Below are 26702 nucleotides of genomic sequence, written 5' to 3'. Positions count from 1 at the left end.
AGTGAGATTACCGCCGCTGGCGGTGAAAAACCTGCAAGCACCTGCATGCATCAGGCCAAAACTATAAGAGGAAATAACCATGAACCTGTCGTCGCGGTTGCACGCCCACCTGGCTCGAGGCAAGGTCGGCTTTCCCACCACCCTGGCCAGTTCGGTCGGGGTGATCATGGCCAGCCCGGTGATCCTGACGGTCACCAGCGGCTTCGGCATCGGCGGCGACACCTTCGCGCTGGCGATGCTGATCGCCTTCATCATGATGCAGGCGCAGCTCACCACCTTCTCCGAAGCGGCGTCGCTGCTGCCGACCTCCGGTTCGGTTTACGACTACATCTCCTGCGGCATGGGGCGCTTTTTCGCCATCACCGGCGCGCTGTCGGCCTACCTGATCGTGCACATCTTCGCCGGCACCGCCGAGACCATTCTCTCCGGCATCATGGCGCTGGTGAACTTTGAGCACCTCAACACCCTGATGGAAAGCCACAATGCCTCCTGGATGGTCGGCGTCGGGCTGGTAATCGTGTTCGGCCTGCTCAACGCGTTCGGCATCGAGGCCTTCGGCAAGGCGGAGATCGTGCTGACCTTCGCCATGTGGAGCACGCTGGTGATTTTCGGCATCGTCGGGCTGCTGTCGCCGCATGCGGTGCCGCTCGAGGGCTGGTTCGGCAGCACGCTGAGCCTGAACGATCCCTTCGCGGTGTTCAGCCTGATCGGCATGGCGATGTTCATGTTCGTCGGCTGTGAGCTGGTGACGCCGATGGCGCCGGAGATCAAACGCTGCGATCGGGTGATCCCGCGCGCGATGGCGCTGGGGCTGTGCGGCGTGGCGGTGTGCATGGCGCTGTATGGCGCGGCGCTCAGCCATCAGGTGGAAAACGTGGTGATCGACGCCGCCAGCGGCACGCGCCTGCTGGAAACGCCGATGGCCATCCCGGCGTTCGCCGGCCAGGTGATGGGCCAGTTCGGCAAATACTGGCTCGGCGTCGGCCTGTTGTTGGCGGGCGCCGCGACCATCAACACGCTGATGGCGGCGGTGCCGCGCATTCTGTACGGCATGGCGCTGGACGGCGCGCTGCCGCGCATGTTCGCTTATCTGCACCCGCGCTTTAAAACGCCGGTGGTCGGCATTCTGGTGGCGGTGTTGATCCCCTGCGTACACGCCTTCGCCATTCAGGGCAACCTCGACAGGATCATTCCGCTGGTGCTGGCGGCGGTGTGCGCCTGGGGCGTGGCCTACCTGCTGGTGACCTGTTCGGTGGTGATCCTGCGCGTGCGCCGCCCCGACCTGCCGCGCGCCTATAAATCGCCGTGGTTCCCGCTGCCGCAAATCGTCTCCAGCGTCGGCATCGTGCTGGCCATCGTCTACATCACGCCGCCGGGGATGAACCCGAGCGACATCTACATTCCCTTTGGCTGGATGATCGGCCTGACCGCCGCCTATGCGCTGTTCTGGACGCTGTGCGTGCAGAAAGTGAACCCGTTCAAGCCGGTGCCGGTCGAGCAGGTGCTGGAGAACGCGTTCGCCAAGGGTGAAAACGAGGAGGCGCAGTTTGATCGGCTTACTTCCCTCACTTAATCGCGCCTGGCGGCGCGCGCCGTCGGGCTATCGGCCGGGCGCCGCGCTGGATCGTCTGGCGCGCAATCTGGAACCCTACGCGTGCGAACGCCTGGCGCCGGGCCTGCTGCGGCTGACGCTACCGCAGGGGCCGCAGATCGAGATCGGTGAACAGGTGCAGGGGCTGTTTATGGCGCATATCGTCAGCCACCGCTTTCGGTTGCAGGGCACGTGCGCAGCGCAGCCTCCGCTGACGCTGGACGTGGTGACCGGCGGCTGGCTGCGGCGGCGCGGGGTGCGTTATCTGTTGCGCCAGCGCCATGCGGCCGCGCAGCGGGTGCTGGACGGCCTGCAGCGCTACCCGCAGATCGGCGAGACGCTGGCGCAGCTGGATTTTCGCCGCGTGCGGCTGACGGTGAACGACGGGCGCTGGCAGGTGGATATCGAGCATTTCGCCGCGTCGGAGGTGGTCAGCCGTTTACCGGCCGGCCGCCGCTATCTGCGGCTGGATGCCGAACAGCGGCGGCTGCTGTTGAGCAGCCTGCTGATGATCGGCCAACTGATGGAGAAGCTGAATCATGAATAGAGTGGTTGTGATTACCGGCGGCGGTACCGGCGTCGGCGCCGCCTGCGCCCGCCTGCTGGCGGCGCAGGGCGATCGGGTGTTCATCATCGGCCGCCGCCCGGAACCGCTGGCGGCGCTGGCGCAAGAGATCGGCGCGCAGGCGCTGGTGGGCGACGCTGCCAGCGGCGAGAGCTGGAACCACACGCTGCTGCCGGCGATTCTGCGCGACGCCGGTCGCATCGACTGCCTGATCGGCAGCGCCGGCGGCATGGGCTTCAAGCGCATCACCGAGATGACCGACGCGCAATGGCAAGGGGCGATGGACAGCAACCTCAACAGCGCTTTCGCCAGCGCGCGCGCCTGCCTGCCGGAGCTGATTAAAAGCGGCGGCAACCTGCTGTTCGTGGCCTCGATCGCCTCGCTGGCCGCCGGGCCAGAGGTCTGCGGCTACGTTACCGCCAAACATGCGCTGATCGGGCTGATGCGTTCCATCGCCCGCGATTACGGCCCGCTGGGCGTGCGTGCCAACGCGGTGTGCCCGGGCTGGGTGACCACGCCGATGGCGGACGAAGAGATGCAACTGCTGATGGACGCCCATCAGATTTCGCTGGAGCAGGCCTACCAAATGGTCTGTCGCGACGTGCCGCTGCGCCGGCCGGCCAGCGCCGAGGAGATCGCCCGCGTCTGCCGTTTCCTCTGTTCCAGCGAGGCTTCAATCATAACCGGCGCGGCGCTGGTGGCCGACGGCGGCTCCACCATCGTCGATGTGCCGACCCTGGCTTTCACTTCCCTGTAAGGAGCATTTCCATGAGTTCAGAAGCGGTATTCATTCAGGTTGGCGCGCTGGCGGAAGGCTTTGCGCCGCACAGCAATACGCTGGAACGCCAGCACGGCCTGGCGGGCACCACGCTGACGCTGCGCTTTAGCGACGGCGCGACGCAGCGCTGTCGGTTTACCGACGAGCAGACGCTGGAGTGGGGGGAGCGGCGCGGCGTCGCCTATCGCGCTACCAGCATTCGCCCTGGTGTGTTGTTCATCGATTTTCTCGATCCTGCCCGCGCCAACGCCAGCATTACGCTGGTATGCGACCGCAATCAGGGCAACTTTACTGCGGTGTACGGCCAACTGCCGGACGAAGCGCAGACGCGGCTCGACGCCTTCAGCCGGGTGGAGCAGGGGCTGCCGCTGACCGCGGTCGAGGCCGAATTCCGCTTCGGCACGCTGGACGACGCCGACGCGGCACCGCCGGGCTTTACCGACGAGCTGATCGGCATGCGCAATATGTACACCTACAGCCCGACCGAGCGGTACGAGCATATCTACCTGAACGACAACTTCTACGCCTGGCAGTGTCTGGACGGGGTGGAGAAAGGGCTGGCGGACGTCGATCGCTGCCACTACGTGAAGGTGGCGGAGCAGCTTTATCTGTTCGTCTGGCGCGAGAAGATCATCCCGACGCTGGGCGTGGTGATGATCGATCTGCAGGGCATGCGCACCGACGGTAAGATCCTCGGTTATCAGGGCAGCGATTTCAGCGCGCTGAGCAACTTTGCGGTCGGCGCCCACGCGCAGGTGCTGAACACCACGCACCACCCGCGAGGATAGGCCGATGAGCGCAACCTATGCGGCCAATGCCTTCGCGGGGCAGGTGGTGCTGGTGACCGGCGGCGCTCAGGGCATTGGGCTGGCGATCGTCAGCGCCTTTGCTCGGCTGGGCGCCGAGGTGACGATCGCGGACGTGCAGCTGCCGCAGGCGCAGGCGGCGGCGCAAACGCTGCGGGACGAAGGGCTGAGCGTACAGGCGCTGGCCTGCGATCTGGCCGAGCCGGGGCAGATTGCCGAGGGAGTGGCGGCGGTGGGTGAGCGCCGTCAACGGTTGGACGTGGTGATCCACAACGCCGCCTATTTTCCGCTGACGCCGTTTACCGCCATCGACGCGGCCTTGTTGCAACGCACGCTGAGCGTCAATCTGATGGCGCCGTTCTTTCTGGCGCAGGCGGCGCTGCCGTGGATGCGCCGTCGGGGCGGGGGCTGCATTCTGGTGACCTCGTCGGTGACCGGCCCGCGGGTAGCCTACCCGGGGCTGGCGCACTATGCGGCCTCTAAGGCCGGGGTGAACGGATTTATTCGCGCGGCGGCGCTGGAGTTGGCGGCGGAGAACATTCGCGTCAACGGCGTGGAGCCGGGGATGATCCGCACGCCGGCGATGGCCAATCTGGGCGACACGCAGGTGAATCAGGCGATCGCTGCCTCGGTGCCGCTCGGGCGGCTGGGGGAACCGGAAGACATCGCCGCGGCGATGGTGTTTCTCGCCTCGCCGGCGGCGGCCTACATCACCGGCCAGACGCTGGTGGTGGACGGCGGCGCGCTGTTGCCGGAAACGAATTCTCTGCTTACTTGACGCTGCAGCGTTGTTGGCTGCAACGCCAATTAATTTGAGAATTCCGGTGGGTTAAATCACTGCTTGGCGGGATGCGCGGTGACGTTGGCGGGCAGGCTGTCGCCCAGGGTGATCAGCTCGTCCAGCAGCGTCATCAACTGGTCCATTTTCTGCCGCGAGAAAGCGGCTTCAATCTCGGCGTAGCCCTGTTCCACCTGGTGGCGCGCCACTTCATACAGATCCTGACCCTGCTGGGTCAGCGACACGTACAGCTTGCGCTGATCGTTGACCGGCTTGAGGCGGAAGATCAGCTTATCACGCTCCATGCGCGACAGAATGCCGGTCAGGCTGGGGCGCAGAATGCAGGTTTCCGCCGCCAGTTCGTGGAATTCGATCGAGCGGCTGTTGGCCAGCACGCGGATGATGCGCCACTGCTGCTCGGTCAGGTTGTGGCTTTTCAGGATCGGGCGAAAGAACCCCATGGCGGTTTCGCGCGCCTGCAGCAGGGCGATGGTTAACGATTCATGCATAAGTTTGGCCTTAGCTATCAAGGTGTTCGTTGTCACGGCGCTTACCGCAGGGCTATTACCCCGCAGGCCCGATTTTGTTAATAACTTAATAGTAGCCAAAGTTACCCGCAGGGATAAAGCAAAAATGCGCGGCGCAGCGAAAAATGGCGAGAAAAATGATTAATACGCTGAATAATCACGCTAATGTTCGTTGTTTGTGAATATTTTGTTATCACGATCACAAATCACTCCAAGCGCGTTGCGTAAAAGCTGCACAGCGTATAAAAGTAATCATTAATATGTTAATGAATGCCGGTTGTCATGTTTTGCCATTGGAGGAGTTCGCATGAAAGGCACCGTATTTTCCGTTGCGCTGAACCACCGCAGCCAACTGGACGCCTGGGATCAGGCGTTTCACCAGCCACCGTATCAAACCCCGCCCAAAACCCCGGTGTGGTTTATCAAACCGCGCAACACCCACCTCGCCAACGGCGGGGCGATCCCGTTTCCGGCCGGTGAAACCGTGCAAAGCGGCGGCACGCTGGCGGTGATCATCGGCGACACCGCGCGCAAGGTGCCGGCGGCGCAGGTGGGCCGTTATCTGGCCGGTTACGCGCTGGCCAACGACGTCAGCCTGCCGGAAAGCAGCTTCTACCGCCCGGCGATCAAGGCCAAATGCCGCGACGGGTTCTGCCCGCTGGGGGAGATCGGCCAACTGGCGACTGCCGATCGGCTGGAGATCGTCACCGAGATCAACGGCGTGGAGCGGGATCGCTGGTCCACCGCCGATCTGGTGCGCTCGGTGCCGGAGCTGATCGCCGCCATCAGCGACTTCATCACCCTGCAGCCGGGCGATGCGGTGCTGATCGGCACCCCGCACCAGCGGGTGGAGATCAAACCGGGGGATGAGGTGACGGTGCGCGCCGCCGGCCTGCCCACTCTGACCAACCGCGTCACCCAGGCAGGAGCCGCATCATGAAACATGCTCGTATTCGCCATCATGGCCAGGTCTTCAACGTGCAGGTGGATGACCAGCTGCGCGTCACGCTGCCGAACAGCGAGGTGCTGCAGGAGCGCGAAGTGGAATGGCTGCCGCCGGCGCAGGGCACGGTGTTCGCCCTGGGGCTGAACTATGCCGACCACGCCAGCGAGCTGGAATTCAAGGCGCCGGAAGAGCCGCTGGTGTTCCTCAAGGCGCCGAACACCCTGACCGGTCACCGTCAGGTGTCGGTACGCCCGGCCGGCGTGGAGTACATGCATTACGAAGCCGAGCTGGTGGCGGTGATCGGCAAGACCGCGCGCAACGTCAGCCGTGAGCACGCCATGGAGTACGTGGCGGGTTACACCCTATGCAACGACTACGCCATCCGCGATTACCTGGAGAACTACTACCGGCCAAATCTGCGGGTGAAGAGCCGCGACACCCTGACGCCGATCGGGCCGTATATCGTCGATCGCGACGACGTCGCCGATCCGCACCGGCTGGCGCTCGGCACCTATGTCAACGGCGAGCTGCGCCAGCGCGGCAGCACCGCCGACATGATTTTCGACATTCCGTTCCTGATCGCCTACCTGAGCGAATTCATGACGCTGCAGCCGGGCGACATGATCGCCACCGGCACGCCGAAAGGGCTGGCCGACGTGCAGCCGGGCGATGAAGTGGTGGTGGAGATCGAGGGCATCGGCCGTCTGGTTAACCACATTATCAGTGAAAAAGATTACGAGGAGAGCCTGCGATGAAAACCATCAACCACTGGATCAACGGCAAGAACGTCGCCAGCAAAGAGTACTTCACCACCACCAACCCGGCGAACGGCGAGGTGCTGGCGGAGGTGGCTTCCGGCGGTCAGTTGGAGATCGACCAGGCGGTGGCGGCAGCGAAAGAGGCGTTCCCCAAATGGGCCAACACGCCGATGAAAGAGCGCGCGCGCCTGATGCGTCGTCTGGGGGAGCTGATCGACCAGAACGTGCCGCAGATCGCCGAACTGGAAACCGCCGACACCGGCCTGCCGATCCACCAGACCAAAAACGTGCTGATCCCGCGCGCCTCGCACAACTTCGAGTTCTTCGCCGAGGTGTGCCAGCAGATGAACGGCAAGACCTACCCGGTGGACGACAAGATGCTCAACTACACGCTGGTGCAGCCGGTGGGGGTGTGCGCGCTGGTATCGCCGTGGAACGTGCCGTTCATGACCGCCACCTGGAAAACCGCGCCTTGCCTGGCGCTGGGCAACACCGCGGTGCTGAAGATGTCTGAACTGTCGCCGCTGACCGCCGACCGCCTGGGCGAGCTGGCGCTGGAGGCCGGTATCCCGGCCGGGGTGCTGAATGTGGTGCAGGGCTACGGCGCCACTGCCGGCGACGCGCTGGTGCGCCATAAAGACGTGCGCGCGGTTTCCTTCACCGGCGGCACCGCCACCGGCCGCCGCATCATCGAAAGCGCCGGGCTGAAGAAATTCTCCATGGAGCTGGGCGGCAAGTCGCCGGTGCTGATCTTTGAAGACGCCGACATCGAGCGGGCGCTCGACGCCGCGCTGTTCACCATCTTCTCGATCAACGGCGAACGCTGCACCGCCGGTTCGCGCATCTTCATTCAGGAGAGCATCTACCCGGAATTCGTCAAACGCTTCGCCGAGCGCGCCAACCGTCTGCGCGTGGGCGATCCGCAAGATCCCAATACCCAGGTGGGGGCGCTGATCAGCCCGCAGCACTGGGAAAAAGTCTCCGGCTATATCCGCCTCGGGGTGGAAGAAGGGGCAACCCTGCTGGCCGGCGGCCCGGACAAACCGGCCGGTTTGAGCCACGGCAACTTCCTGCGCCCGACGGTGCTGGCGGATGTCGATAACCAGATGCGCGTGGCGCAGGAGGAGATTTTCGGGCCGGTGGCCTGCCTGCTGCCGTTCAAGTCAGAAGAAGACGGCCTGCGCATGGCCAACGACGTGGAGTATGGCCTGGCGTCGTACATCTGGACGCAGGATGTGAGCAAGGTTCTGCGCCTGGCCCGCGGCATCGAAGCCGGCATGGTTTTCGTCAACACCCAAAACGTACGCGATCTGCGCCAACCGTTCGGCGGCGTGAAAGCCTCCGGCACCGGCCGCGAAGGCGGCGAATACAGCTTCGAAGTGTTCGCCGAAATGAAGAACGTGTGCATTTCCATGGGCGACCACCCGATCCCGAAATGGGGCGTTTGAGCCTCAGGCCACAATAATAACGAAAGAGATGAGAACAATGACGACAAAACTTACCACTGATGCTGTCCCTGCTCCCGACGTCGTTCGCTGTGCCTACATGGAAATTCAGGTCACGAACCTTAAAGCCGCACGCGAATTTTACGTCGATATCCTCGGCCTGGTCGTGACCGCCGAAGAGGATAAAACCCTCTACCTGCGTTCGATGGAGGAGTTTATTCACCATAACCTGGTGCTGCGCGAAGGCCCGGTCGCCGCCGTGGCGGCGTTTGCTTTCCGCGTGCGCACGCCGGAAGACGTCGACCGCGCCGAAGCGTATTTCAAGGCGCTTGGCTGCCGCACCGAGCGTCGGGTGAACGGGTTCGCCAAAGGCATCGGCGATGCGGTGCGGGTAGAGGATCCGCTCGGTTTCCCATACGAGTTTTTCTACGACGTGCAGCACGTCGAGCGCCTGGCCTGGCGCTACGATCTGTATACGCCAGGCGCGCTGGTGCGCCTCGACCACTTTAACCAAATCACCCCTGACGTGCCGCGCGCCGTGGAATACATCCAGGGGCTGGGCTTCCGCGTGACGGAAGACATCCGCGATGAAGACGGCGTGGTTTACGCCGCCTGGATGCGCCGCAAGGCGACGGTGCACGATACCGCGATGACCGGCGGCGCCGGGCCGCGCATGCATCACATCGCCTTCGCCACTCATGAAAAGCACAATATTTTGGCCATCTGCGACAAGCTCGGCGCGCTGCGCAAATCCGATTTGATCGAACGCGGCCCTGGCCGCCACGGCGTCTCCAACGCGTTCTACCTCTACCTGCGCGATCCCGATGGCCACCGGGTGGAAATCTACACGCAGGATTACTACACCGGCGATCCGGACAACCCGACCGTGACCTGGGACGTGCATGACAACCAGCGCCGCGACTGGTGGGGCAATCCGGTGGTGCCGAGCTGGTATACCGAAGGATCGCTGGTGCTGGATCTCGATGGGCAGCCGCAGCCGGTCATCGAGCGCAGTGCGCCCAGCGAAATGGCCGTCACCATCGGCGCAGACGGTTTTTCCTATACCCGCGAGGGCGATACGGAAAAAGGTTTCAAACTTGGCAATACGCTGTAAATGCCGCTGCGCGGGCCGCGCCCGCGCCTATGCGCCGTCTGGAGAACGTTATGCCCCATTTTTACGCTGAATGTACCGACAACATCCGCCGCGAGGCGGATTTGCCCACCCTATTCGCCAAGGTCAACGAGGCGCTGGCGGCGACCGGCATCTTTCCGCTGGCCGGCGTGCGCAGCCGCGCCATCTGGCTCGACACCTGGCAGATGGCCGACGGCAAGCAGGATTACGCCTTCGTGCACATGACGCTGAAGATCGGCCACGGCCGCAGTCTGGAAAGCCGGCAGCAGGTGGGCGAGATGCTGTTTGCGCTGATCAAGGAACACTTTGCCGCGCTGATGGCGCAGCGTTACCTGGCGCTCTCTTTCACCATGGAAGAGCTGGATCCGGTGCTGAATTACAAACAGAACAATGTCCACGCGCTGTTCAACAAGGCGTGAATAAGGGGTCGTACATGCTGGATAAAGAGCAGATTAACCGCGCCGTGCAGCGCCTGCATCAGGCGGAAAAGAGTCGTGAGCAGATCCGCGCGCTGTCGCTCGATCATCCCGAGATCACCATTGAAGACGCCTACGCCATTCAGCGGCAGTGGGTGGAGCTGAAGATCGCCGATGGGCGCACGCTCAAAGGCCACAAGATCGGCCTGACCTCGCGCGCCATGCAGGTGAGCTCGCAGATCACCGAGCCGGACTATGGCGCGCTGCTGGACGACATGTTCTTCAACGACGGCAGCGACATTCCGATCGATCGCTTTATCGTGCCGCGGGTGGAGGTGGAGCTGGCTTTCGTGTTGGCCAAGCCGCTGCGCGGGCCGAACTGCACGCTGTTCGACGTCTACAACGCCACCGACTACGTCATTCCGGCGCTGGAGATCATCGATGCGCGCAGCCACAACGTCGATCCCGAGACGCAGCGGCCGCGCAAGGTGTTCGACACCATTTCCGACAACGCCGCCAATGCCGGGGTGGTGATGGGCGGGCGGCCGATCAAACCGGATGCGCTGGATCTGCGCTGGATCTCCGCGCTGCTGTACCGCAACGGCGTGATTGAAGAGTCCGGCGTAGCGGCGGCGGTGCTCAACCACCCGGCCAACGGCGTGGCCTGGCTGGCCAACAAGCTGGCGCCGTATGAGGTGGAGCTGGAAGCGGGACAGGTGATCCTCGGCGGCTCCTTCACCCGGCCGGTGCCGGCGCGGCGCGGTGATACCTTCCACGTCGACTACGGCCCGATGGGCTGCATCAGCTGCCGCTTCGTCTAATAAGCAGGTCCGGCGAACCGGGCCGCAATAACCGGGCGGGGGCCACGCGCCGCGCCCGCTTGTCAGGGAGAATGCGATGTTAACCAACCACTTCAAGCGTGCGCTGCAGGAAAAACGCCCGCAGATCGGGCTGTGGCTCGGGTTGTGCAGCAGCTACAGCGCCGAGCTGCTGGCCGGCGCCGGTTTCGACTGGCTGCTGATCGACGGCGAACATGCGCCCAACAACGTGCAAACGGTGCTGGGGCAGCTGCAGGCGGTCGCGCCTTACCCGAGCCAGCCGGTGGTGCGGCCGCCGTGGAACGACGCGGTGATCATCAAGCAACTGCTGGACGTCGGCGCGCAAACCTTGCTTATCCCGATGATTCAAAACGCCGAACAGGCGCGCGACGCGGTGCGCGCCACGCGCTATCCGCCGCACGGCGTGCGCGGCGTCGGCAGCGCCCTGGCGCGCGCTTCACGCTGGAACCGGGTGCCCGATTACCTGCAGCAGGCCGATGAGCAGATGTGCGTGCTGGTGCAGATTGAAACCCGCGAAGCGGTGAAAAACCTCGACGCCATTTTGCAGGTGGAAGGGGTGGACGGCGTGTTTATCGGCCCGGCGGATCTCAGCGCCGACATGGGCTTTGCCGGCAATCCGCAGCACCCGGAGGTGCAGCGCACTATCGACGACGCCATCGCGCGCATCCGCGCCGCCGGCAAGGCGCCCGGCATTTTGATGGCCAACAAGGCGCTGGCGCAGCGCTATCTGGAGGCCGGCGCGCTGTTTGTCGCGGTGGGGGTGGATACCACCCTGCTGGCGCGGGCGGCGGAAGCCCTGGCGAACGAGTTCAAACAGGGCGGGGCGCAAGCGCCTTCATCGGGAGTCTACTGAACCATGAACCACGTCGATTCGCTGCAGCCGGCCAACCCGGCGCAGCAACATAAAGCGTTAACCGCCGCCGAGCAATCGGTGATTAAAAAGTTGTTTCGGCGCCTGATCATTTTCCTGTTTGTGTTGTTTGTTTTCTCTTTCCTCGATCGCATCAACATCGGCTTCGCCGGGCTGACGATGGGCAAAGATCTCGGCCTCAGCTCGACCATGTTCGGGCTGGCGGCGACGTTATTCTATGTCACCTATGTGATCTTCGGCATTCCGAGCAACATGATGCTGAGCAGGGTCGGCGCGCGGCGCTGGATCGCCACCATCATGGTGCTGTGGGGCATTGCCTCCACCTGCACCATGTTCGCCACCGGGCCGACCAGTCTGTACGTGCTGCGCATGATCGTCGGCATCACCGAGGCCGGCTTCCTGCCGGGCATTCTGGTGTACCTCACCTACTGGTTCCCGGCGTTTTACCGTGCCCGCGCCAACGCGCTGTTCATGATCGCCATGCCGGTGACCATGGCGATCGGCTCGCTGGTCTCCGGCTATATCCTGGCGCTGGACGGGGTGATGAACCTGAAGGGCTGGCAATGGCTGTTCCTGCTGGAAGGCATTCCGTCGGTGCTGCTGGGCGTGGTGGTGTGGTTCTATCTCGACGATACGCCGGCCAAGGCCAAGTGGCTGACCGACGAGGAAAAAGCCAGCCTGCAGGCGATGATGGCGGCCGACAAGCTGCAGCTGGTGCAACCCAATGGGCCGAGCAGCCACCGTGCGCTGCAACAGCGCAGCCTGTGGCGCGAGATCTGCACGCCGATCGTGCTGATGTACACGCTGGCCTATTTCTGCCTGACCAACACCCTGAGCGCAATCAACATCTGGACGCCGCAGATCCTGCAGAGCTTTAACCAGGGCAGCAGCAACGTGACGATCGGCATTCTGGCGGCGATCCCGCAGATCTGCACCATCGCCGGCATGGTGTGGTGGAGCAAACGATCCGACAGGCTGCAGGAGCGCAAGCATCACACCGCGCTGCCGTACCTGTTCGCCGCCGCCGGCTGGCTGTTGGCGTCCGCCACCGATCACAGCCTGATCCAGCTGCTCGGGATCGTGATGGCTTCGGTCGGCTCCTTTACCGCCATGGCGATCTTCTGGACCACGCCGGATCAGTCGATCAGTCTGGAAGCGCGGGCGGTAGGGATCGCGGTGATCAACGCCACCGGCAACATCGGATCGGCGCTCAGCCCGCTGCTGATCGGCTGGTTCAAGGACATGACCGGCAGCTTCAACTCCGGGCTGTATTTCGTTTCGGCGCTGTTGATCGTCGGCGCCGTGCTGGTGTGGCGCATTCCGATGAAGGATTCGCGCCCGAGAGCCACGCCTTGATGCGCAAGTGGGCATGATTGCAGGAGGTCATGAGGTGCGGAAAAGTACCGGCTTTATCGCCAACATCGATATTTGCAAAGAGTATGACGCGCGCTACGCCGCCGACGAGGTGCACTACGAAACCTTCGCCGGGCTGGCGGCATTCTTCGGCCGCGACATGCAGGTGCACTGGCACGACTGCTTCTTCCAGGTGCATTTCCTGGAGACCGGCAAGATAGAGCTGCAGCTCGACGATCAGCACTATTCGGTGCAGGCGCCGCTGTTCATCCTCACGCCGCCGTCGGTGCCGCATGCGTTCTTCACCGAACCGGACAGCGACGGCCACGTGTTGACGGTGCGCCAGGAGCTGATTTGGCCGCTGCTGGAGCGCTTGTATCCCGGCAGCAACCTGGCGCTGGACATGCCGGGCATCTGCCTGTCGCTGGCCGACGCGCCGCAGGAGCTGACGGCGCTCAGCCACTACTGGGCGCTGATCCGCCGCGAGTTCGGGCAGAACCTGGCCGGGCGCGAACAGACGCTGGCGCTGCTGGCGCAGGCGGTGTTCACGCTGCTGCTGCGCAACACCGCGCTGGAAGACAGCGCCAACAGCGGCGTGCGCGGCGAACTGCAGCTGTTTCAGCGGTTCAACAAGATGGTGGACGAGCGTTTTCGCGAGCACCTGCCGGTACCGGAGTATGCGCAGGCGCTGGGGGTGACCGAATCGCGGCTCAACGACCTGTGCCGGCGCTTCGCCAACCGGCCGCCCAAGCGGCTGATCTTCGATCGGCTGCTGCGCGAGGCCAAACGGATGCTGCTGTTCAGCGCCTGTACGGTGCATGAAACCGCCTACAGCCTCGGCTTCAAGGATCCGGCCTATTTCGCCCGTTTTTTCAATCGGCTGGAAGGCTGTTCCCCCTCGACCTACCGCGCGGCGCAGCACGCCCTTTCGTAACCGCGATCACAGTTTGCCGCGAAAGCGGCAAACTGACCTGAAAAGTACCGGCGATTGCCGCAAAAGTCTCTTCTCGAAACCGGCTTTGGCAGCTTCAATTAAGCAACCAAAAGAAAACATTATTTTAACAAATGGCCGGCTCCACGGCCTGAAAAATGCCGATGACGAGGAAGACCCGATGAAACCAGAAGACTTTCGTGCCGACAGCAAACGCCCGTTCACCGGCGCCGAATACCTGAAAAGTTTGCAGGACAGCCGCGAAATCTACATTTACGGCGAGCGCGTGAAAGACGTGACTACGCACCCGGCGTTCCGCAACGCGGCGGCGTCAGTCGGCCAGCTGTACGACGCGCTGCACGATCCGGCCAGCCAGGATCGCCTGTGCTGGAACACCGACACCGGCAACGGCGGCTATACCCACAAATTCTTCCGCTACGCCCGCAGCCCGGAAGAGATGCGCCAGCAGCGCGACGCCATCGCCGACTGGTCACGCCAAAGCTACGGCTGGATGGGGCGCACGCCGGACTACAAGGCGGCCTTCGGCTGCGCGCTGGGCGCTTACCCGGAGTTCTACGGCCAGTTCGCCGACAACGCGCGCCACTGGTACAAACGCATTCAGGAAACCGGGCTCTATTTCAACCACGCCATCGTCAACCCGCCGATCGACCGCCACAAGCCGGTCAATGAGGTGAAGGACGTCTACATTCAGGTGGAGAAAGAGACTGACGCCGGTATCGTGGTCAGCGGTGCCAAAGTGGTGGCTACCAACTCGGCGTTGACCCACTACAACTTCATTGGCTTCGGTTCGGCGCAGGTGATGGGCGATAACCCGGACTTCGCGCTGATGTTCGTGGCGCCGATGGACGCCGAAGGGGTGAAGCTGATTTCACGCGCCTCCTATGAGCTGGTGGCCGGCGCCACCGGATCGCCGTTCGACTACCCGCTCACCAGTCGCTTCGACGAGAACGACGCGATCCTGATCATGGATCATGTACTGATCCCGTGGGAAAACGTGCTGATCTACCGCGATTTCGACCGCTGCCGCCGCTGGAGCACCCAGGGCGGTTTCGCCCGGCTGTTCCCGCTGCAGGCCTGCGTGCGCCTGGCGGTGAAGATGGACTTCATTACCGCGCTGTTGCAAAAAAGCCTCTCGTGTACCGGCGTGTTGGAGTTCCGCGGCGTGCAGGCGGATCTGGGCGAAGTGGTGGCCTGGCGCAACCTGTTCTGGTCGCTGAGCGACGCGATGTGCGCCGAAGCCACTCAATGGGAAAACGGCGCCTACCTGCCGGATTCCGCCGCGCTGCAAACCTACCGCGTGATGGCGCCGATGGCCTACACCAAGGTGAAACACATCATCGAGAAGAACGTCACCAGCGGCCTGATCTACCTGCCGTCCAGCGTGCGCGACATGAACAACCCGGAGATCGACAAGTACCTGGCGCGCTACGTGCGCGGATCGGACGGCATGGATCACGTCGAACGCATCAAGATCCTCAAGCTGATGTGGGATGCGATCGGCAGCGAATTCGGCGGCCGTCACGAGCTGTATGAGATCAACTACGCCGGCAGCCAGGATGAGATCCGCCTGCAGTGCCTGCGCCACGCGCAGGGATCCGGCAACATGGATCGCATGATGCAGATGGTCGACAAGTGCCTGGCCGATTACGATCAGCACGGCTGGAAGGTGCCGCACCTGCGGAACAATGACGATATTAATCAGTTGGATAATCTGCTGAAGTAATTCAGGAGGAGGTTGTATGTCTCAGGAAAATGAACAGCGCCTGCGCTTTCGCGACGCCATGGCCAGCCTGTCGGCGGCGGTGAATATCGTCACCACCGACGGCCCGGCGGGGCGCTGTGGCATCACCGCCACGGCGGTGTGCTCGGTAACCGATACGCCGCCGACGCTGCTGGTGTGCATCAACCGCAACAGCGCGATGAACCCGGTGTTTCAGGAAAACCGCAGGCTGTGCGTCAACGTGCTCAACCACGAGCAGGAGCTGATGGCGCGCCACTTCGCCGGCATGACCGGCGTCAGCATGGAAGATCGTTTCCGGCTGGAAGAGTGGCAGCTCGGCGCGCTGGGGCAGCCGGTGCTGCGCAATACTCTGGCCAGCCTGGAAGGGGAGATCGAGCAGATCCAGAGCATCGGCACCCACCAGATGTACCTGGTGCAGATCAAGCAGATCGCGCTGAGCGAAGCCGGTAATGGCCTGATCTACTTCAAGCGCAACTTCCATTCGGTGATCCATCAGATGGCGGTGCCGGCCTGAGGCGTTGGGGCGCAGCAGGCTGCGCCCCGCATATCAACTCTTGTTGGCCGCCAGATCGCTCACCAGGCGGTTGACCGGATCGCTCATGTTGGTGAACTTGCTCAGCTCCGAGCGGGTCACCACCACGAACACCCCGACGTTTTTCGCCGGGATCATCGCCATGTAGGTAATGAATCCGCCGCCGCCGCCGGTCTTCTGAATGATGCCCGGCAGCCCATCCTTCGGCGCCATATACACCCAGCCCAATCCTAATGCATCCGCTTGCCCCGGCACGTCCATGCCCTTCAGCGACACCAGATCGTGGCGCTGGAAGTACATGGTTTGCTCGCTGGCGGCGGTGGCTTTGCGCGGGCCGCTGGCGCTGGAGGAGAGGAACTGCTGCATCCAGCGCTGCATGTCGCGCGGGGTGGAGTAGACGCCGCCGCTGCCGGCCGCGGCGGTGGTGTCGCGGCAGGCGCTCGGGCCGGCCGCCGCCACCATCAGGCGCGAACATTGTTCAGGGCTCGGCGTCAGCGTGGTATCCACCATGCCGAGCGGCGCGGTGATGTTCTCTTTCAGCAGCGCGTTGTAGGGTTTGCCTGCGGCGCGCGACAGCGCATCGGCCAGCAGATCGTACGCCAGGTTGGAATAAGCGGCGTGTACGCCCGGCGGCACCGTGACGTTGGCATGCGCCAGCCATTGCCAGCGCTGGGCCTTGGTTGGCCAGGTGAAGACCGGCGTTTTAGGCGGCTTCTTGCCCGGCTGCTCGCGCGGCAGCGCGCTGGTGTGGGTGGCCAGGTTCAATAACGTGATCGGCTGGCCGGCGTTGTAAGCCGGCACATAGGCGCCTTTGGGGGCGTACTTGCGCAGCGGATCGGTCAGTTTGACCTGACCTGCCGCCGCCATTTTCACCATCACTTCGCTGGTCATCAGCTTGGTGATCGACGCGATGCGGATCAGCGAATCCGGGCGCGGGCGCAGGTTGTTGCCGGGCTTGGTGTCGCCAAAGCTGCGGTTAACCACCTGATTGCCGTCGATGACCACCAGCGCCATACCGGTGGCGCCGCTGTTGTAGAAAATATGTTCGGCATACTGGTCGACGATTTGCGAAGCCAGCAGCGGGGGCGCGGCCTGCACGGCCAGCGGCGCGGCGCACAGGCCCAGCGCCAGCAATAAAGCGGAGACAGAGTTCTTCAACGGTCGTTATCCATTTAACAATGCAGCGGGGAAAGGGCTTATTCGTCGCCCAGTGTAATGCCCCCAGGCCCCGGCTGCATGTAGAAAAAAGAGCGGTGGCGATAAAATTTTTTCACCGCCGGTGGCGCTACTGCGCGCGGGCGAAAATGGCGATCACTTCGTCCAGATGCGCCTTCATCGCCTTGCGGGCGCCGCGCACGTCGCGCGCTTCGATCGCCGCCAGGATCGCCCGGTGTTCCAGCTCGGAGCGGTGCGGCATGTCGTCCGGCGTATAGTGGCGCTGCAGCACGCGGAACATGCTGCCGTAACGGTGGCCGAGCAGGTGGCCGATGATGAACGCATAGGCCGGGTTGCCGCTGGCCTGGGCGATGCGGATGTGGAACAGCCGATCGCCGGGGTGGGTGGCGGAACCGGCGCGGTTATCGCGGCAGTTCTGCTCATAGGCGGCGCGAATGCCCGCCAGCTCTTCGTCGGAGGCGTGGCGTGCGGCCAGCGCGGCGGTCTCCGGTTCGATCAGCAAGCGGGTTTGCAGCAGAGAAAACGGCGGCAGCTCGGCGTTGAAATCCAGCTCGATGTTCAGTTCGTCGTCGATCTCCGCCCACTGGTTGCGGCCGGCCTGGGCCATCACCGGCTCCTGCGACGCCGCCAGCGACGTTGGCGAGCGCACGATCACCCCGTTGCCGACCTTGACGTCCACCAGGCCGATCACTTCCAGCGCGATCAGCGCCTCGCGCACCGACGCGCGGCTGACCTGTAACTGCTGGGCGAGATCGCGCTCCGAGGGCAGGCGACTGCCCGGCGGAAATTCGTTATTTTCGATAAGACGTTTGAGCTGGTCAGCTATCTGTCTGTAAATTCTTGGGTTTTCCAGTCGGGTAATCGGCATTTTTGACCTTTGACGATTCGGCGTTCAGTGATTTGGCGCACAATTATGCGACAAGGTGCTTGAGTAATCGTTATTCAAGTGTAAAAAAATGGTTAATTGAAATGCGGTTTCAAGGCTGTTTTATTAACTTCTTCCCCCAACGATAACGCGTAAAGCGTCTTTTGTCATGTTAGAGGCCTGACCTTTAACCGCCTTTAGTGGCCTGACCATTAGACCTTTAGGCCGAGGAGTCAAGATGGATTTAACCGGGAAACGCGTACTGATCACCGCCGCCGGGCAAGGGATCGGTTTTACCACCGCCAGGCTGTTCGCCGCCGCCGGTGCGGAAGTGATCGCCAGCGACATCAACCTCGAACGCCTGCAGGGTTCCGCCGGGATCCGCGCGCTGGAGCTGAACGTCACCGATCCGGCCGCCATCGCGGCGGCGGCGGAAGCGATCGGCCCGATCGACGTGCTGTTCAACTGCGCCGGCGTGGTGCACAGCGGATCGATCCTCGACTGCAGCGAAGATCAGTGGGCGTTCGCGCTCGATCTCAACGTCACCGCGATGTTCCGCATGATCCGCGCCTTCCTGCCGGGCATGTTGGCGCGCGGCAAAGGCTCGATCATCAACATGTCCTCGGTGGCCTCGAGCGTGAAAGGGGTGCCGAACCGCTTCGCCTACAGCGCCAGCAAGGCGGCGGTGATCGGCCTGACGCGCTCGGTGGCGGCGGATTATGTCACCCAGGGCATCCGCTGCAACGCCATTTGCCCCGGCACGGTGGAATCGCCGTCGCTGCGCCAGCGCATCGCCGAGCAGGCGCGCGAACAGGGGCGCAGCGAGCAAGAGGTGTATCAGGCGTTCGTCGCCCGTCAGCCGATCGGGCGCATCGGCACCACCGAGGAAATCGCCCAATTGGCGCTGTATCTGGCCTCCGACGCCAGCTCGTACACCACCGGCACGGTGCAGATCATCGACGGCGGCTGGAGCAACTGAGCCGCCATTTTTGAGAGAGGAAGGCATGAAACTTTTACGTTACGGGCAACCTGGGCAAGAGCGCCCCGGCATGTTGGATGCGCAGGGCCGCCTGCGCGATCTGTCGCAGCATATTGCCGACGTGGGGGGCGCCGCGTTATTGCCGGCGTCGCTCGCCAAACTGCGTGCGCTGGACAGCGCCGCGCTGCCGTTGGTCGAGGGGCAGCCGCGCCTCGGTGCCTGCGTCGGCGGCATCGGCAAGTTTATCTGCATCGGCCTGAATTACGCCGATCACGCGGCGGAAACCGGCGCGGCCATTCCTGAAGAACCGGTGGTGTTCAACAAATGGACCAGCGCGGTGGTCGGCCCCCACGATCGGGTGGAGATCCCGCGCGGCTCGCAGAAAACCGACTGGGAAGTGGAGCTGGGCGTGGTGATCGGCCAGGGCGGACGCTACATCAGCGAAGCCGACGCGATGCGCCACGTCGCCGGTTACTGCGTGATCAACGACGTCTCCGAACGCGAGTATCAAATTGAACGCGGCGGCACCTGGGACAAGGGCAAAGGCTGCGACACCTTCGGGCCGATCGGCCCCTGGCTGGTGACCGCCGACGAGATCGCCGATCCGCACAGCCTGAACCTGTGGCTGGAGGTGGACGGCAAGCGCTATCAGGACGGCAACACCAGCACCATGATCTTCCGCATTCCGCAGATCGTCAGCTACCTCAGCCGCTTCATGAGCCTGCAGCCGGGCGATGTGATCTCCACCGGCACGCCGCCGGGCGTTGGCATGGGGCAGAAACCGCAGCCCATCTACCTGCGGGCGGGTCAGACGATGCGTCTGGGCATTGAAGGGCTGGGCGAACAGCGCCAGCAAACCGTACAGGCTTAACCGGGAGCGCCGCCATGACCACCATTACCGCACTGCGGGTTGAAGACATTCGTTTCCCCACGTCGCTGGGGCTGGACGGATCCGACGCCATGAATCCGGATCCCGACTATTCCGCCGCCTACGTGATCCTGGAGACCGATCGCGCGGATCTCAGCGGCCATGGGCTGACGTTCACCATCGGCCGCGGCAACGAGATCTGCTGCGCGGCGATCCGCGCGCTGGAGCATCAGATCGTCGGCGAGCGGCTGGAGGATATCGCCGCCGACATGGGCGCCTTCTGGCGGCGCTTCACCAGCGACAGCCAGCTGCGCTGGATCGGGCCGGACAAAGGCGCCATTCACCTGGCGACCGGCGCGGTGGTCAACGCGGTGTGGGATCTGTGGGCCAAATCGGTCGGCAAGCCGGTATGGCGGCTGGTGGCGGAGATGACGCCGGAGGAACTGGTGCGCTGCATCGACTTCCGTTACATCACCGACTGCATCACGCCGCAGGAGGCGCTGGCGCTGCTGAAACAGCGGGCCGAGGGCAAAGAGCGGCGCCTGGAGCGGCTGCTGCAGGAGGGGTATCCCTGTTACACCACCTCCGCCGGCTGGCTGGGCTACCCGGACGACAAGCTGCGCCGCCTGTGCCAGGAAGCGGTCGACGCCGGTTTCTCCTACCTGAAGCTGAAGGTCGGGCGCGATCTGGAAGACGACATCCGCCGGGTGCGCATCGCCCGCGAGGTGATCGGCCCGGATCGCCGGCTGATGATCGACGCCAACCAGGTGTGGGAGGTGGACGAAGCCATTCCGTGGGTGAAGCACCTGGCGTTCGCCAAACCCTGGTTTATCGAAGAGCCGACCAGCCCGGACGACGTGGAAGGGCATCGTCGCATCCGCGAAGGGGTGGCGCCGGTCAAGGTGGCCACCGGTGAGATGTGCCAGAACCGCATCATGTTCAAGCAGTTCATCATGCGCGGCGCGGTAGACGTGGTGCAGATCGACGCCTGCCGCCTCGGCGGCGTCAACGAAGTGCTGGCGGTGATGCTGATGGCGGCCAAATACCAGCTGCCGGTCTGCCCGCACGCCGGCGGCGTCGGGCTGTGCGAGTACGTGCAGCACCTGTCGATGATCGACTACCTGTGCATTGCCGGCACCCACGAAGGCCGGGTGATCGAGTACGTCGATCATTTGCATGAACACTTTGTCGATCCCTGCGTAATCAACGGTGCGGCCTACATGCCGCCGAGCCGTCCCGGCTATTCGATCGAGATGCATCCGTCGTCGATCGAGCAGTATCGGTTCCGCGGGTGAGGCGGGAGGATCGCATGCCGCGCATCGACGCGCATCAGCACTACTGGCGCTATCACCCACGGCACTACCCGTGGATCGACGAGCGGATGCGGGTGCTGCGGCAGGATTTCGATCCGCCCCGGCTGCGGCCGCTGTTGCGGGAACACGGTTTCGACGGCGCGCTGGCGGTGCAGGCGCGCCCCAGCGAGGACGAGACGCTGGCCCTGCTGGCGCTGGCTGAGCAGAGCGAAGGCATATGCGGCGTAGTGGGCTGGCTGGACATCGCCGCGCCGCAGCTGGCGCAGCGTCTGGAGGCCTTGCGGCCGCGCATCGCGCTGCGCGGGGTGCGTCATCAGGTGCAGGACGAAGCGGATCCGGCGGCCTGGTTGGCGCGGCCGGAGGTGGAACGCGGCATGCAAACGCTGCAGCGCGCCGGGTATGTGTACGAGATCCTGTTGACGCACCGGCATTTGGCACCCGTGGCGGCGTTCGCCGCCCGCCACGATGAGCACTGGCTGGTGCTGGATCATTTCGGCAAGCCGGACATCGCGCGCGGCGCGCGGCACTGGGCGCAGCAAATCCGGCCGCTGGCGGCGCTGCCGCACGTGGCCTGCAAGCTGTCGGGGCTGATCACCGAGGCGCCGGGTGGCCGGTGGCGGGCGGAAGAACTGCTGCCGTTCTTCGACGCCGCGCTGGAGGCGTTCGGCCCGCAGCGGCTGATGTTCGGCTCCGACTGGCCGGTGTGCCTGCTGGCCGGCGACTACCGCCAGGTGGTGCAACTGTGCGAACGGGCGCTGTCGACGCTGGGGGCCGCCGAGCAGGCGGCGATTTGGGGCGGCACCGCCTGGCGAATTTACGGTTTAACGGAGTCTGGTTATGGATCTGTATCTGCAAGATAAGGTGGTGCTGGTGACCGGCGGCGGTGCCGGCATCGGCGCGGCGATTGCTCATGTGCTGGCCGAGGAAGGGGCGATCCCGGTGCTGGTCACCAACGCCGTGCCGGAGGCGGCGCTGCTGGCCGATTTGCAGCGGCTGCAGCCGCGCACCGAGGTGATCCTCACCGAATTGTGCGACGAGGCGGCCTGCCGCCACGCGGTCAGCCAAACGCTGGCGACCTTCGGCCGCATCGACGGGCTGGTGAACAACGCCGGGGTCAATGACGGCGTCGGGCTGGAGGCGGGGCGCGAAGCGTTCGTCGGCTCTTTGGAAAAGAACCTGGTGCACTACTACCTGATGGCGCACCTGTGCCAGGCGGCGCTGCGGGAGAGCCGGGGCGCCATCGTCAACATCGCCTCCAAGACCGCGCTCAGCGGGCAGGGGGGCACCAGCGGCTACACCGCCGCCAAGGGCGCAGTGCTGGCGCTGACGCGCGAATGGGCGGTATCGCTGCGCCATGACGGGGTGCGGGTGAACGCGGTAGTGCCGGCGGAGGTGATCACCCCGCAGTACCAGCGCTGGCTCAACACCTTCGCCGAGCCGCAGCGGCAGATGGAGAAAATCACCGCACGCATTCCGCTCGGGCAGCGCATGACCACGCCGCAGGAGATTGCCGATACCGTGGCGTTTTTGCTGTCGTCGCGGTCATCGCACACCACCGGGCAGTGGCTGTCGGTGGACGGCGGCTACCTGCATCTCGATCGGGCGCTGACGTGAGCGGCGCGGCGGCAGGGCGGCGCCGTTTCTGCCAGGCGCTCGATCTGATTGACTCACCGGCGCTGATTGCGGAGTACCAGCAGCATCATCAGCGCATCTGGCCGGGCATCGCCGCGCATTTGCGCGAGCACGGCATTCTGGACATGGAGATTTACCGGTTGGGCACCCGGCTGTTCATGATCGTGGAGGTCAGCGCCGATTTCGACGCCGCGCGTTTTGACGCCGCCAGCCTGAACAACCCCGAAGTACAGCGATGGGAAGCGCTGATGTGGCACTACCAGGCCGCCACCCCCTGGACGCCGCAGGGCGAAAAATGGGTGGAAATGGCGCGGATTTTCTCTCTGCAACAGCAATAACGCCAACATCATCATCGCCAGACGATACGAGGGTATCACCATGCTTGCTGAAAAAAGTGCGGCCTCCGCGCAGCCGGGCGTCCCCGTGACCGCCAATCTGCGCTGGGCATTTATCCTGGTCACCAGCCTGTTCTTCATGTGGGGGCTGTCTTATGGCCTGCTGGACGTATTGAACAAACATTTTCAAGAGACGTTGCACGTCACCAAGGCGCAGTCGGGGCTGCTGCAGGCGGCCTATTTCGGCGCCTATTTCCTGGTGGCGCTGCCCGCCGGGTACTTTATGGATCGCAAGGGCTATAAGGCGGGCATTCTGGTTGGACTGTGCCTGTATGCGCTGGGGGCGCTGCTGTTCGTGCCGGCGGCGTCGGCCAACAGCTTCGGCGTATTCCTGTTCGCGCTGTTCGTTATCGCCAGCGGCCTGGGCTGCCTGGAAACAGCGGCCAACCCGTACGCCACGGTGCTGGGCGATGCGCAGGGCGCCGAACGGCGGCTGAATATGGCCCAGTCGTTCAACGGCCTCGGGCAGTTTATCGGCCCGCTGATCGGCGGCACGCTGTTCTTCTCCGCCAGCCAGTCCGCCGGCGACGGCGATCAGAGCGCGGTGAAGATCACCTATGTGGCGATCGCCGTGCTGGTGCTGCTGATCGCGCTGTTGTTCAGCCGCACCCGGCTGCCGGCGATCCGCGAGGAGGAAAAACCGGTGCATGGCGTGATAGCGCAGGGATTGTGGCAGCATCCGCATTTCGTCGGCGGGGTTATCACACAGTTCTTCTACGTGGCGGCGCAGGTGGGCGTAGGGGCGTTTTTCATCAACTATGCCACCGAGCACTGGCACGAGGTGTCTAACCAGAGCGCCTCTTACCTGCTGTCGATCGCCATGATCTGCTTTATGGTCGGGCGCTTCTTCAGCACCTGGCTGATGGGGCGAGTCAAACCGGCGACGCTGCTGGCGGCCTATGCGCTGATCAACATCGCACTGTGCGGCGTGGTGATGCTGAGCGTCGACGGCGTGTCGGTGGTGGCGCTGATCGCGGTGTTCTTCTTTATGTCGATCATGTTCCCGACGATTTTCGCCCTGGGGGTGAAAAATTTGGGTAAACACACCAAGCGCGCCAGCTCCTTTATGATCATGGCGATCGTCGGCGGCGCCATCATGCCGTACTTTATGGGGGCGCTGGCCGACCGTTACAGCACTGCTCTCTCTTATCTGCTGCCGCTGCTGTGCTTCGCGGTGGTGCTGGTTTACGGCCTGCGGCAGCGCCGCGCCTGATTCAACCCGGCGGCGAATCGGCCTTCGCCGCCGTTGTCAGCGCCTGTGGGCGCGTTCGCATCAGGATCGTCAACGCCAGCAGCAGCACCATGCCGGACAGCACGCCGTTTATCGTCAAGCCTCCGGCATCCACCACCAGCCCACCCGCCAGCGAACCGCAGGAAATCGCCAGATTAAACAGCGCGATATACAGCGAAGAGGCGACCTCGACCGCATCGGGGGCCGCCTTGAGCATCCACGCCATCAGTGAAACGGAAACGCCGCCGTAGGCGATGCCCCACAGCAGGAGGAAGGCACTGCCGCTCAGCGGCGCGTGGCCCAGCAGCGGCAGCAGCAGGACGGCGAGCGCCAGCCCGAGGGCGATCAGTGCCAGGGTGCGGCGCAGCCGCTTGGCGGCGGCCTGGCCGGCGATGAAATTCCCGGCGATACCGGCGACGCCGTAGGCGAACAGCAGCGGCCCCACCCAGCGGCCCTCGATGCCGGCGACCGTCTGCAGCAGCGGGCGGACAAAGGTGTAGGCCATAAAGTGGCCGGCGACCAGCAGAAACGTCAGCAGCAGTCCGAGGAGCAGTCGGCGATTCGCGCGCTGCGCGGTGAACGACCGCCAGCTTATCGCCTGCGTGACCGGCAGCGACGGCAGCACGCACAGCAGCAACAGCAGGGTCAGCGCCGCCAGGACGGCGACGGCCAGAAACGCCATGCGCCAACCCAGCGCTTCGCCGAGGAACACCCCGAGTGGCACGCCGAACACCGAGGCCGCCGCTACGCCGCCGAAGATGACGGACAGCGCCAATCCGACGGAGGCCGGCGGCACCAGGCGTTCCGCCAACCCGCCGGCGATGGCCCAGATACCGCCGATGCAAAAACCCAGCAGGATGCGCGCGGCGAACAGCAGGGCCATGGAGGTGGCAGCGGCGGCCAGCAGGTTGGCGGCGATCAGCAGCAGCAGAAAGCCCACCAACAGGCTGCGGCGATCCGTGCGCCGGGCACCCAGCACCACCAGCGGGGCGAACAGCGCGGCGAACAGGGCCGGCAGGGAAATCAGCAATCCGGCACGGCCGATCGATGCGTTCAAGGTGCTGACGATCGGAGTCAGCAGCCCGACGGGCAGCATTTCTGCGGTAACGACGGTAAAGGTGGACAGGCCGATGGCAAAGGTCGCCAGCCAGGGTTTTGCGCCGCCGCCGGCGTGTAAGGCACTCATAAGGATCCTCCCAACAGATGAAGAGCCTCAGTGTATCCGCGCCAAAATGACTGATAAACTGGCCTGAATGCGCAACATTGGGGACACATCGTGGCTAATTTACCGTCTATGCCGTTGGATAACCTGACCGACCTGCTGGTGTTCATTCGCGTCGCCGACGCCTGCAGCTTCACGCTGGCGGCCGAGAGGCTGGGCATTTCCCGATCGGCGGCGGGCAAATGCGTGAACCGGTTGGAGGAGCGACTGGCGACCCGGCTGTTGCAGCGCACCACGCGCAGCGTCAGCCTGACCGAAGACGGCGCGGTGTTTTACGAGTATGCGCAGCGCATCCTGTCGCAGGCCGAAGAGGCGGAAACGGCGCTCAATACGCGGCGGCAAACGCCGCGCGGGCGGCTGCGGCTGGATCTGCCGGTCTCGTTGGGGCGATTGCATATCTTGCCGATTCTGCGGGAGTTTTTGGCGCAGTGGCCGGAGGAGGACGCCGACGTCAGCTTCTCCGATGAGTACAGCGATCTGGTGCGCGACGGCATCGACGTAGCTATCCGGGTCGGCGGCAGCGACGATAGCCGGCTGGTGCGGCGGGTGCTCGCGCCGCATCGCCTGATCACCTGCGCGGCGCCGGATTATCTGGCGCGGCACGGTACGCCTGCAAAACCGGAGGCGTTGGGCGATCACGAGACGCTGGTCTTCAGTCATCAGGGGCTGCCGGCGCCCTGGCGCTATTTGGTCAACGGCCAACTGCACGAACAGCCGGTGCGCGGCAGGATGCGTTTCAACAACGTCGAGGCCTTACGGGATGCGGCCGTCGCCGGGGCCGGCCTGTGCCAGGTGGGGGCGTTTCTGGTCGGCGAGCAGATTGCGGCCGGCACGCTGGTGCCGGTGCTGGAGCGCTATTGTCGCCCAGGGCCGCCGATCTGCGCCGTCTACCCCAGCCGACGCCATCTCTCCCCCAAGGTGAAACTGTTTCTGACGGCGATCGAACGGCGCTGGCAGGGCAAGGCGATTTGGGAAACCGCTTAGCGCGGGC

28 protein-coding genes are annotated in these 26702 nt (G+C 64.1%); 24 read left to right on the top strand and 4 right to left on the bottom strand.

Annotated features, from left to right (window positions below; genetic code table 11):
- Window positions 1-79: 79 nt before the first annotated feature.
- The 5 genes from FHU12_RS18860 to FHU12_RS18840 are packed head-to-tail and all read left to right on the top strand — an operon-like array spanning window position 80 to window position 4518.
- Window positions 80-1573, top strand: coding sequence for an APC family permease (locus tag FHU12_RS18860; RefSeq protein ID WP_141971123.1), 1494 nt, complete (start codon window positions 80-82; stop codon window positions 1571-1573).
- Window positions 1548-2138, top strand: coding sequence for a DUF3156 family protein (locus FHU12_RS18855; protein WP_089197653.1), 591 nt, complete (start codon window positions 1548-1550; stop codon window positions 2136-2138). Before FHU12_RS18860 ends, FHU12_RS18855 begins: the two co-directional genes overlap by 26 nt.
- The gene (locus tag FHU12_RS18850) at window positions 2131-2913 is read left to right on the top strand and encodes an SDR family NAD(P)-dependent oxidoreductase (protein ID WP_043136148.1); all 783 of its coding nucleotides are present in this window, start codon (window positions 2131-2133) and stop codon (window positions 2911-2913) included. Before FHU12_RS18855 ends, FHU12_RS18850 begins: the two co-directional genes overlap by 8 nt.
- 11 nt (window positions 2914-2924) lie before the next feature.
- Complete coding sequence (locus tag FHU12_RS18845; protein ID WP_141971121.1) at window positions 2925-3722, top strand: molybdenum cofactor biosynthesis F family protein; 798 nt, start codon at window positions 2925-2927, stop codon at window positions 3720-3722.
- A 4-nt stretch (window positions 3723-3726) separates the two neighbouring features.
- Window positions 3727-4518: an SDR family oxidoreductase gene (locus FHU12_RS18840; RefSeq protein ID WP_141971118.1), complete on the top strand. Its 792-nt coding sequence runs from the start codon at window positions 3727-3729 to the stop codon at window positions 4516-4518.
- A 56-nt stretch (window positions 4519-4574) separates the two neighbouring features.
- On the opposite strand, the gene hpaR is transcribed toward FHU12_RS18840, so the two are convergent.
- Window positions 4575-5027: a homoprotocatechuate degradation operon regulator HpaR gene (gene hpaR / locus FHU12_RS18835; protein ID WP_004933183.1), complete on the bottom strand. Its 453-nt coding sequence runs from the start codon at window positions 5025-5027 to the stop codon at window positions 4575-4577.
- A gap of 325 nt (window positions 5028-5352) precedes the next feature.
- Here hpaR and FHU12_RS18830 point away from each other — a divergent pair, with 325 nt between their 5' ends.
- The 11 genes from FHU12_RS18830 (at window position 5353) to hpaC (ending at window position 16012) form a co-directional block, all read left to right on the top strand.
- Window positions 5353-5985: a fumarylacetoacetate hydrolase family protein gene (locus FHU12_RS18830; protein ID WP_060434146.1), complete on the top strand. Its 633-nt coding sequence runs from the start codon at window positions 5353-5355 to the stop codon at window positions 5983-5985.
- Window positions 5982-6746, top strand: a complete 765-nt coding sequence (locus FHU12_RS18825) for a fumarylacetoacetate hydrolase family protein (RefSeq protein ID WP_141971116.1) — start codon at window positions 5982-5984, stop codon at window positions 6744-6746. Before FHU12_RS18830 ends, FHU12_RS18825 begins: the two co-directional genes overlap by 4 nt.
- Window positions 6743-8197: a 5-carboxymethyl-2-hydroxymuconate semialdehyde dehydrogenase gene (gene hpaE, locus FHU12_RS18820; RefSeq protein ID WP_141971114.1), complete on the top strand. Its 1455-nt coding sequence runs from the start codon at window positions 6743-6745 to the stop codon at window positions 8195-8197. Before FHU12_RS18825 ends, hpaE begins: the two co-directional genes overlap by 4 nt.
- A 37-nt stretch (window positions 8198-8234) precedes the next feature.
- On the top strand, window positions 8235-9308 hold the full coding sequence (gene hpaD / locus FHU12_RS18815; RefSeq protein WP_089180517.1) for a 3,4-dihydroxyphenylacetate 2,3-dioxygenase: 1074 nt from the start codon (window positions 8235-8237) through the stop codon (window positions 9306-9308).
- 50 nt (window positions 9309-9358) lie between these two features.
- Window positions 9359-9745, top strand: coding sequence for a 5-carboxymethyl-2-hydroxymuconate Delta-isomerase (locus FHU12_RS18810; RefSeq protein ID WP_004933172.1), 387 nt, complete (start codon window positions 9359-9361; stop codon window positions 9743-9745).
- Window positions 9746-9759: 14 nt separating this feature from the next.
- Complete coding sequence (gene hpaH, locus FHU12_RS18805; RefSeq protein ID WP_141971112.1) at window positions 9760-10563, top strand: 2-oxo-hept-4-ene-1,7-dioate hydratase; 804 nt, start codon at window positions 9760-9762, stop codon at window positions 10561-10563.
- A gap of 76 nt (window positions 10564-10639) precedes the next feature.
- Complete coding sequence (gene hpaI / locus FHU12_RS18800) at window positions 10640-11434, top strand: 4-hydroxy-2-oxoheptanedioate aldolase (RefSeq protein ID WP_074055321.1); 795 nt, start codon at window positions 10640-10642, stop codon at window positions 11432-11434.
- Between the two features lie 3 nt (window positions 11435-11437).
- Entirely contained in the window at window positions 11438-12808 is a 1371-nt protein-coding gene (gene hpaX / locus FHU12_RS18795; RefSeq protein ID WP_141971110.1) for a 4-hydroxyphenylacetate permease, read from the top strand.
- A 34-nt stretch (window positions 12809-12842) separates the two neighbouring features.
- The gene (hpaA, locus tag FHU12_RS18790) at window positions 12843-13739 is read left to right on the top strand and encodes a 4-hydroxyphenylacetate catabolism regulatory protein HpaA (RefSeq protein WP_038878427.1); all 897 of its coding nucleotides are present in this window, start codon (window positions 12843-12845) and stop codon (window positions 13737-13739) included.
- Window positions 13740-13917: 178 nt separating this feature from the next.
- Window positions 13918-15480, top strand: coding sequence for a 4-hydroxyphenylacetate 3-monooxygenase, oxygenase component (gene hpaB / locus FHU12_RS18785; RefSeq protein ID WP_043136111.1), 1563 nt, complete (start codon window positions 13918-13920; stop codon window positions 15478-15480).
- Between the two features lie 16 nt (window positions 15481-15496).
- Window positions 15497-16012, top strand: a complete 516-nt coding sequence (gene hpaC / locus FHU12_RS18780) for a 4-hydroxyphenylacetate 3-monooxygenase, reductase component (RefSeq protein ID WP_004933156.1) — start codon at window positions 15497-15499, stop codon at window positions 16010-16012.
- A gap of 33 nt (window positions 16013-16045) precedes the next feature.
- Here the strand turns inward: hpaC and ampH are convergent, their stop codons facing one another.
- Entirely contained in the window at window positions 16046-17188 is a 1143-nt protein-coding gene (gene ampH / locus FHU12_RS18775) for a D-alanyl-D-alanine-carboxypeptidase/endopeptidase AmpH (protein WP_141971108.1), read from the bottom strand.
- Window positions 17189-17315: 127 nt separating this feature from the next.
- Complete coding sequence (locus tag FHU12_RS18770; protein ID WP_141971106.1) at window positions 17316-18074, bottom strand: FadR/GntR family transcriptional regulator; 759 nt, start codon at window positions 18072-18074, stop codon at window positions 17316-17318.
- 235 nt (window positions 18075-18309) lie between these two features.
- Here FHU12_RS18770 and FHU12_RS18765 point away from each other — a divergent pair, with 235 nt between their 5' ends.
- The 7 genes from FHU12_RS18765 to fucP are packed head-to-tail and all read left to right on the top strand — an operon-like array spanning window position 18310 to window position 24471.
- Window positions 18310-19050 (top strand): SDR family oxidoreductase, encoded by a 741-nt coding sequence (locus tag FHU12_RS18765; RefSeq protein WP_141971104.1) that lies wholly within the window; start codon window positions 18310-18312, stop codon window positions 19048-19050.
- A 25-nt stretch (window positions 19051-19075) separates the two neighbouring features.
- On the top strand, window positions 19076-19921 hold the full coding sequence (locus FHU12_RS18760; protein ID WP_063991488.1) for a fumarylacetoacetate hydrolase family protein: 846 nt from the start codon (window positions 19076-19078) through the stop codon (window positions 19919-19921).
- A gap of 14 nt (window positions 19922-19935) precedes the next feature.
- Entirely contained in the window at window positions 19936-21213 is a 1278-nt protein-coding gene (locus FHU12_RS18755; RefSeq protein WP_049239760.1) for an L-fuconate dehydratase, read from the top strand.
- Between the two features lie 14 nt (window positions 21214-21227).
- Window positions 21228-22091: an amidohydrolase family protein gene (locus FHU12_RS18750; protein WP_141971102.1), complete on the top strand. Its 864-nt coding sequence runs from the start codon at window positions 21228-21230 to the stop codon at window positions 22089-22091.
- On the top strand, window positions 22069-22845 hold the full coding sequence (locus FHU12_RS18745; protein ID WP_141971100.1) for an L-fucose dehydrogenase: 777 nt from the start codon (window positions 22069-22071) through the stop codon (window positions 22843-22845). The genes FHU12_RS18750 and FHU12_RS18745 overlap by 23 nt, the downstream gene beginning before the upstream one ends.
- Entirely contained in the window at window positions 22842-23201 is a 360-nt protein-coding gene (locus FHU12_RS18740) for an L-rhamnose mutarotase (RefSeq protein ID WP_015376547.1), read from the top strand. The genes FHU12_RS18745 and FHU12_RS18740 overlap by 4 nt, the downstream gene beginning before the upstream one ends.
- 40 nt (window positions 23202-23241) lie before the next feature.
- A complete protein-coding gene (gene fucP / locus FHU12_RS18735) occupies window positions 23242-24471 on the top strand; it encodes an L-fucose:H+ symporter permease (protein ID WP_141971098.1) in 1230 nt (409 codons plus the stop codon).
- Window position 24472: 1 nt separating this feature from the next.
- Here the strand turns inward: fucP and FHU12_RS18730 are convergent, their stop codons facing one another.
- Window positions 24473-25675 carry an MFS transporter gene (locus FHU12_RS18730; protein ID WP_141971096.1) on the bottom strand — a complete coding sequence of 401 codons (1203 nt, stop codon included), beginning with the start codon at window positions 25673-25675 and terminating at the stop codon, window positions 24473-24475.
- A 108-nt stretch (window positions 25676-25783) separates the two neighbouring features.
- Between FHU12_RS18730 and FHU12_RS18725 the strand changes: the two genes are divergently transcribed.
- On the top strand, window positions 25784-26695 hold the full coding sequence (locus tag FHU12_RS18725) for a LysR family transcriptional regulator (protein ID WP_141973033.1): 912 nt from the start codon (window positions 25784-25786) through the stop codon (window positions 26693-26695).
- Window positions 26696-26702: the final 7 nt, after the last annotated feature.

The organism is Serratia marcescens (genome assembly GCF_006715005.1).
In the GTDB taxonomy this organism is placed as follows: domain Bacteria; phylum Pseudomonadota; class Gammaproteobacteria; order Enterobacterales; family Enterobacteriaceae; genus Serratia; species Serratia montpellierensis.
This window is presented reverse-complemented; position numbering and strand designations above follow the sequence as displayed.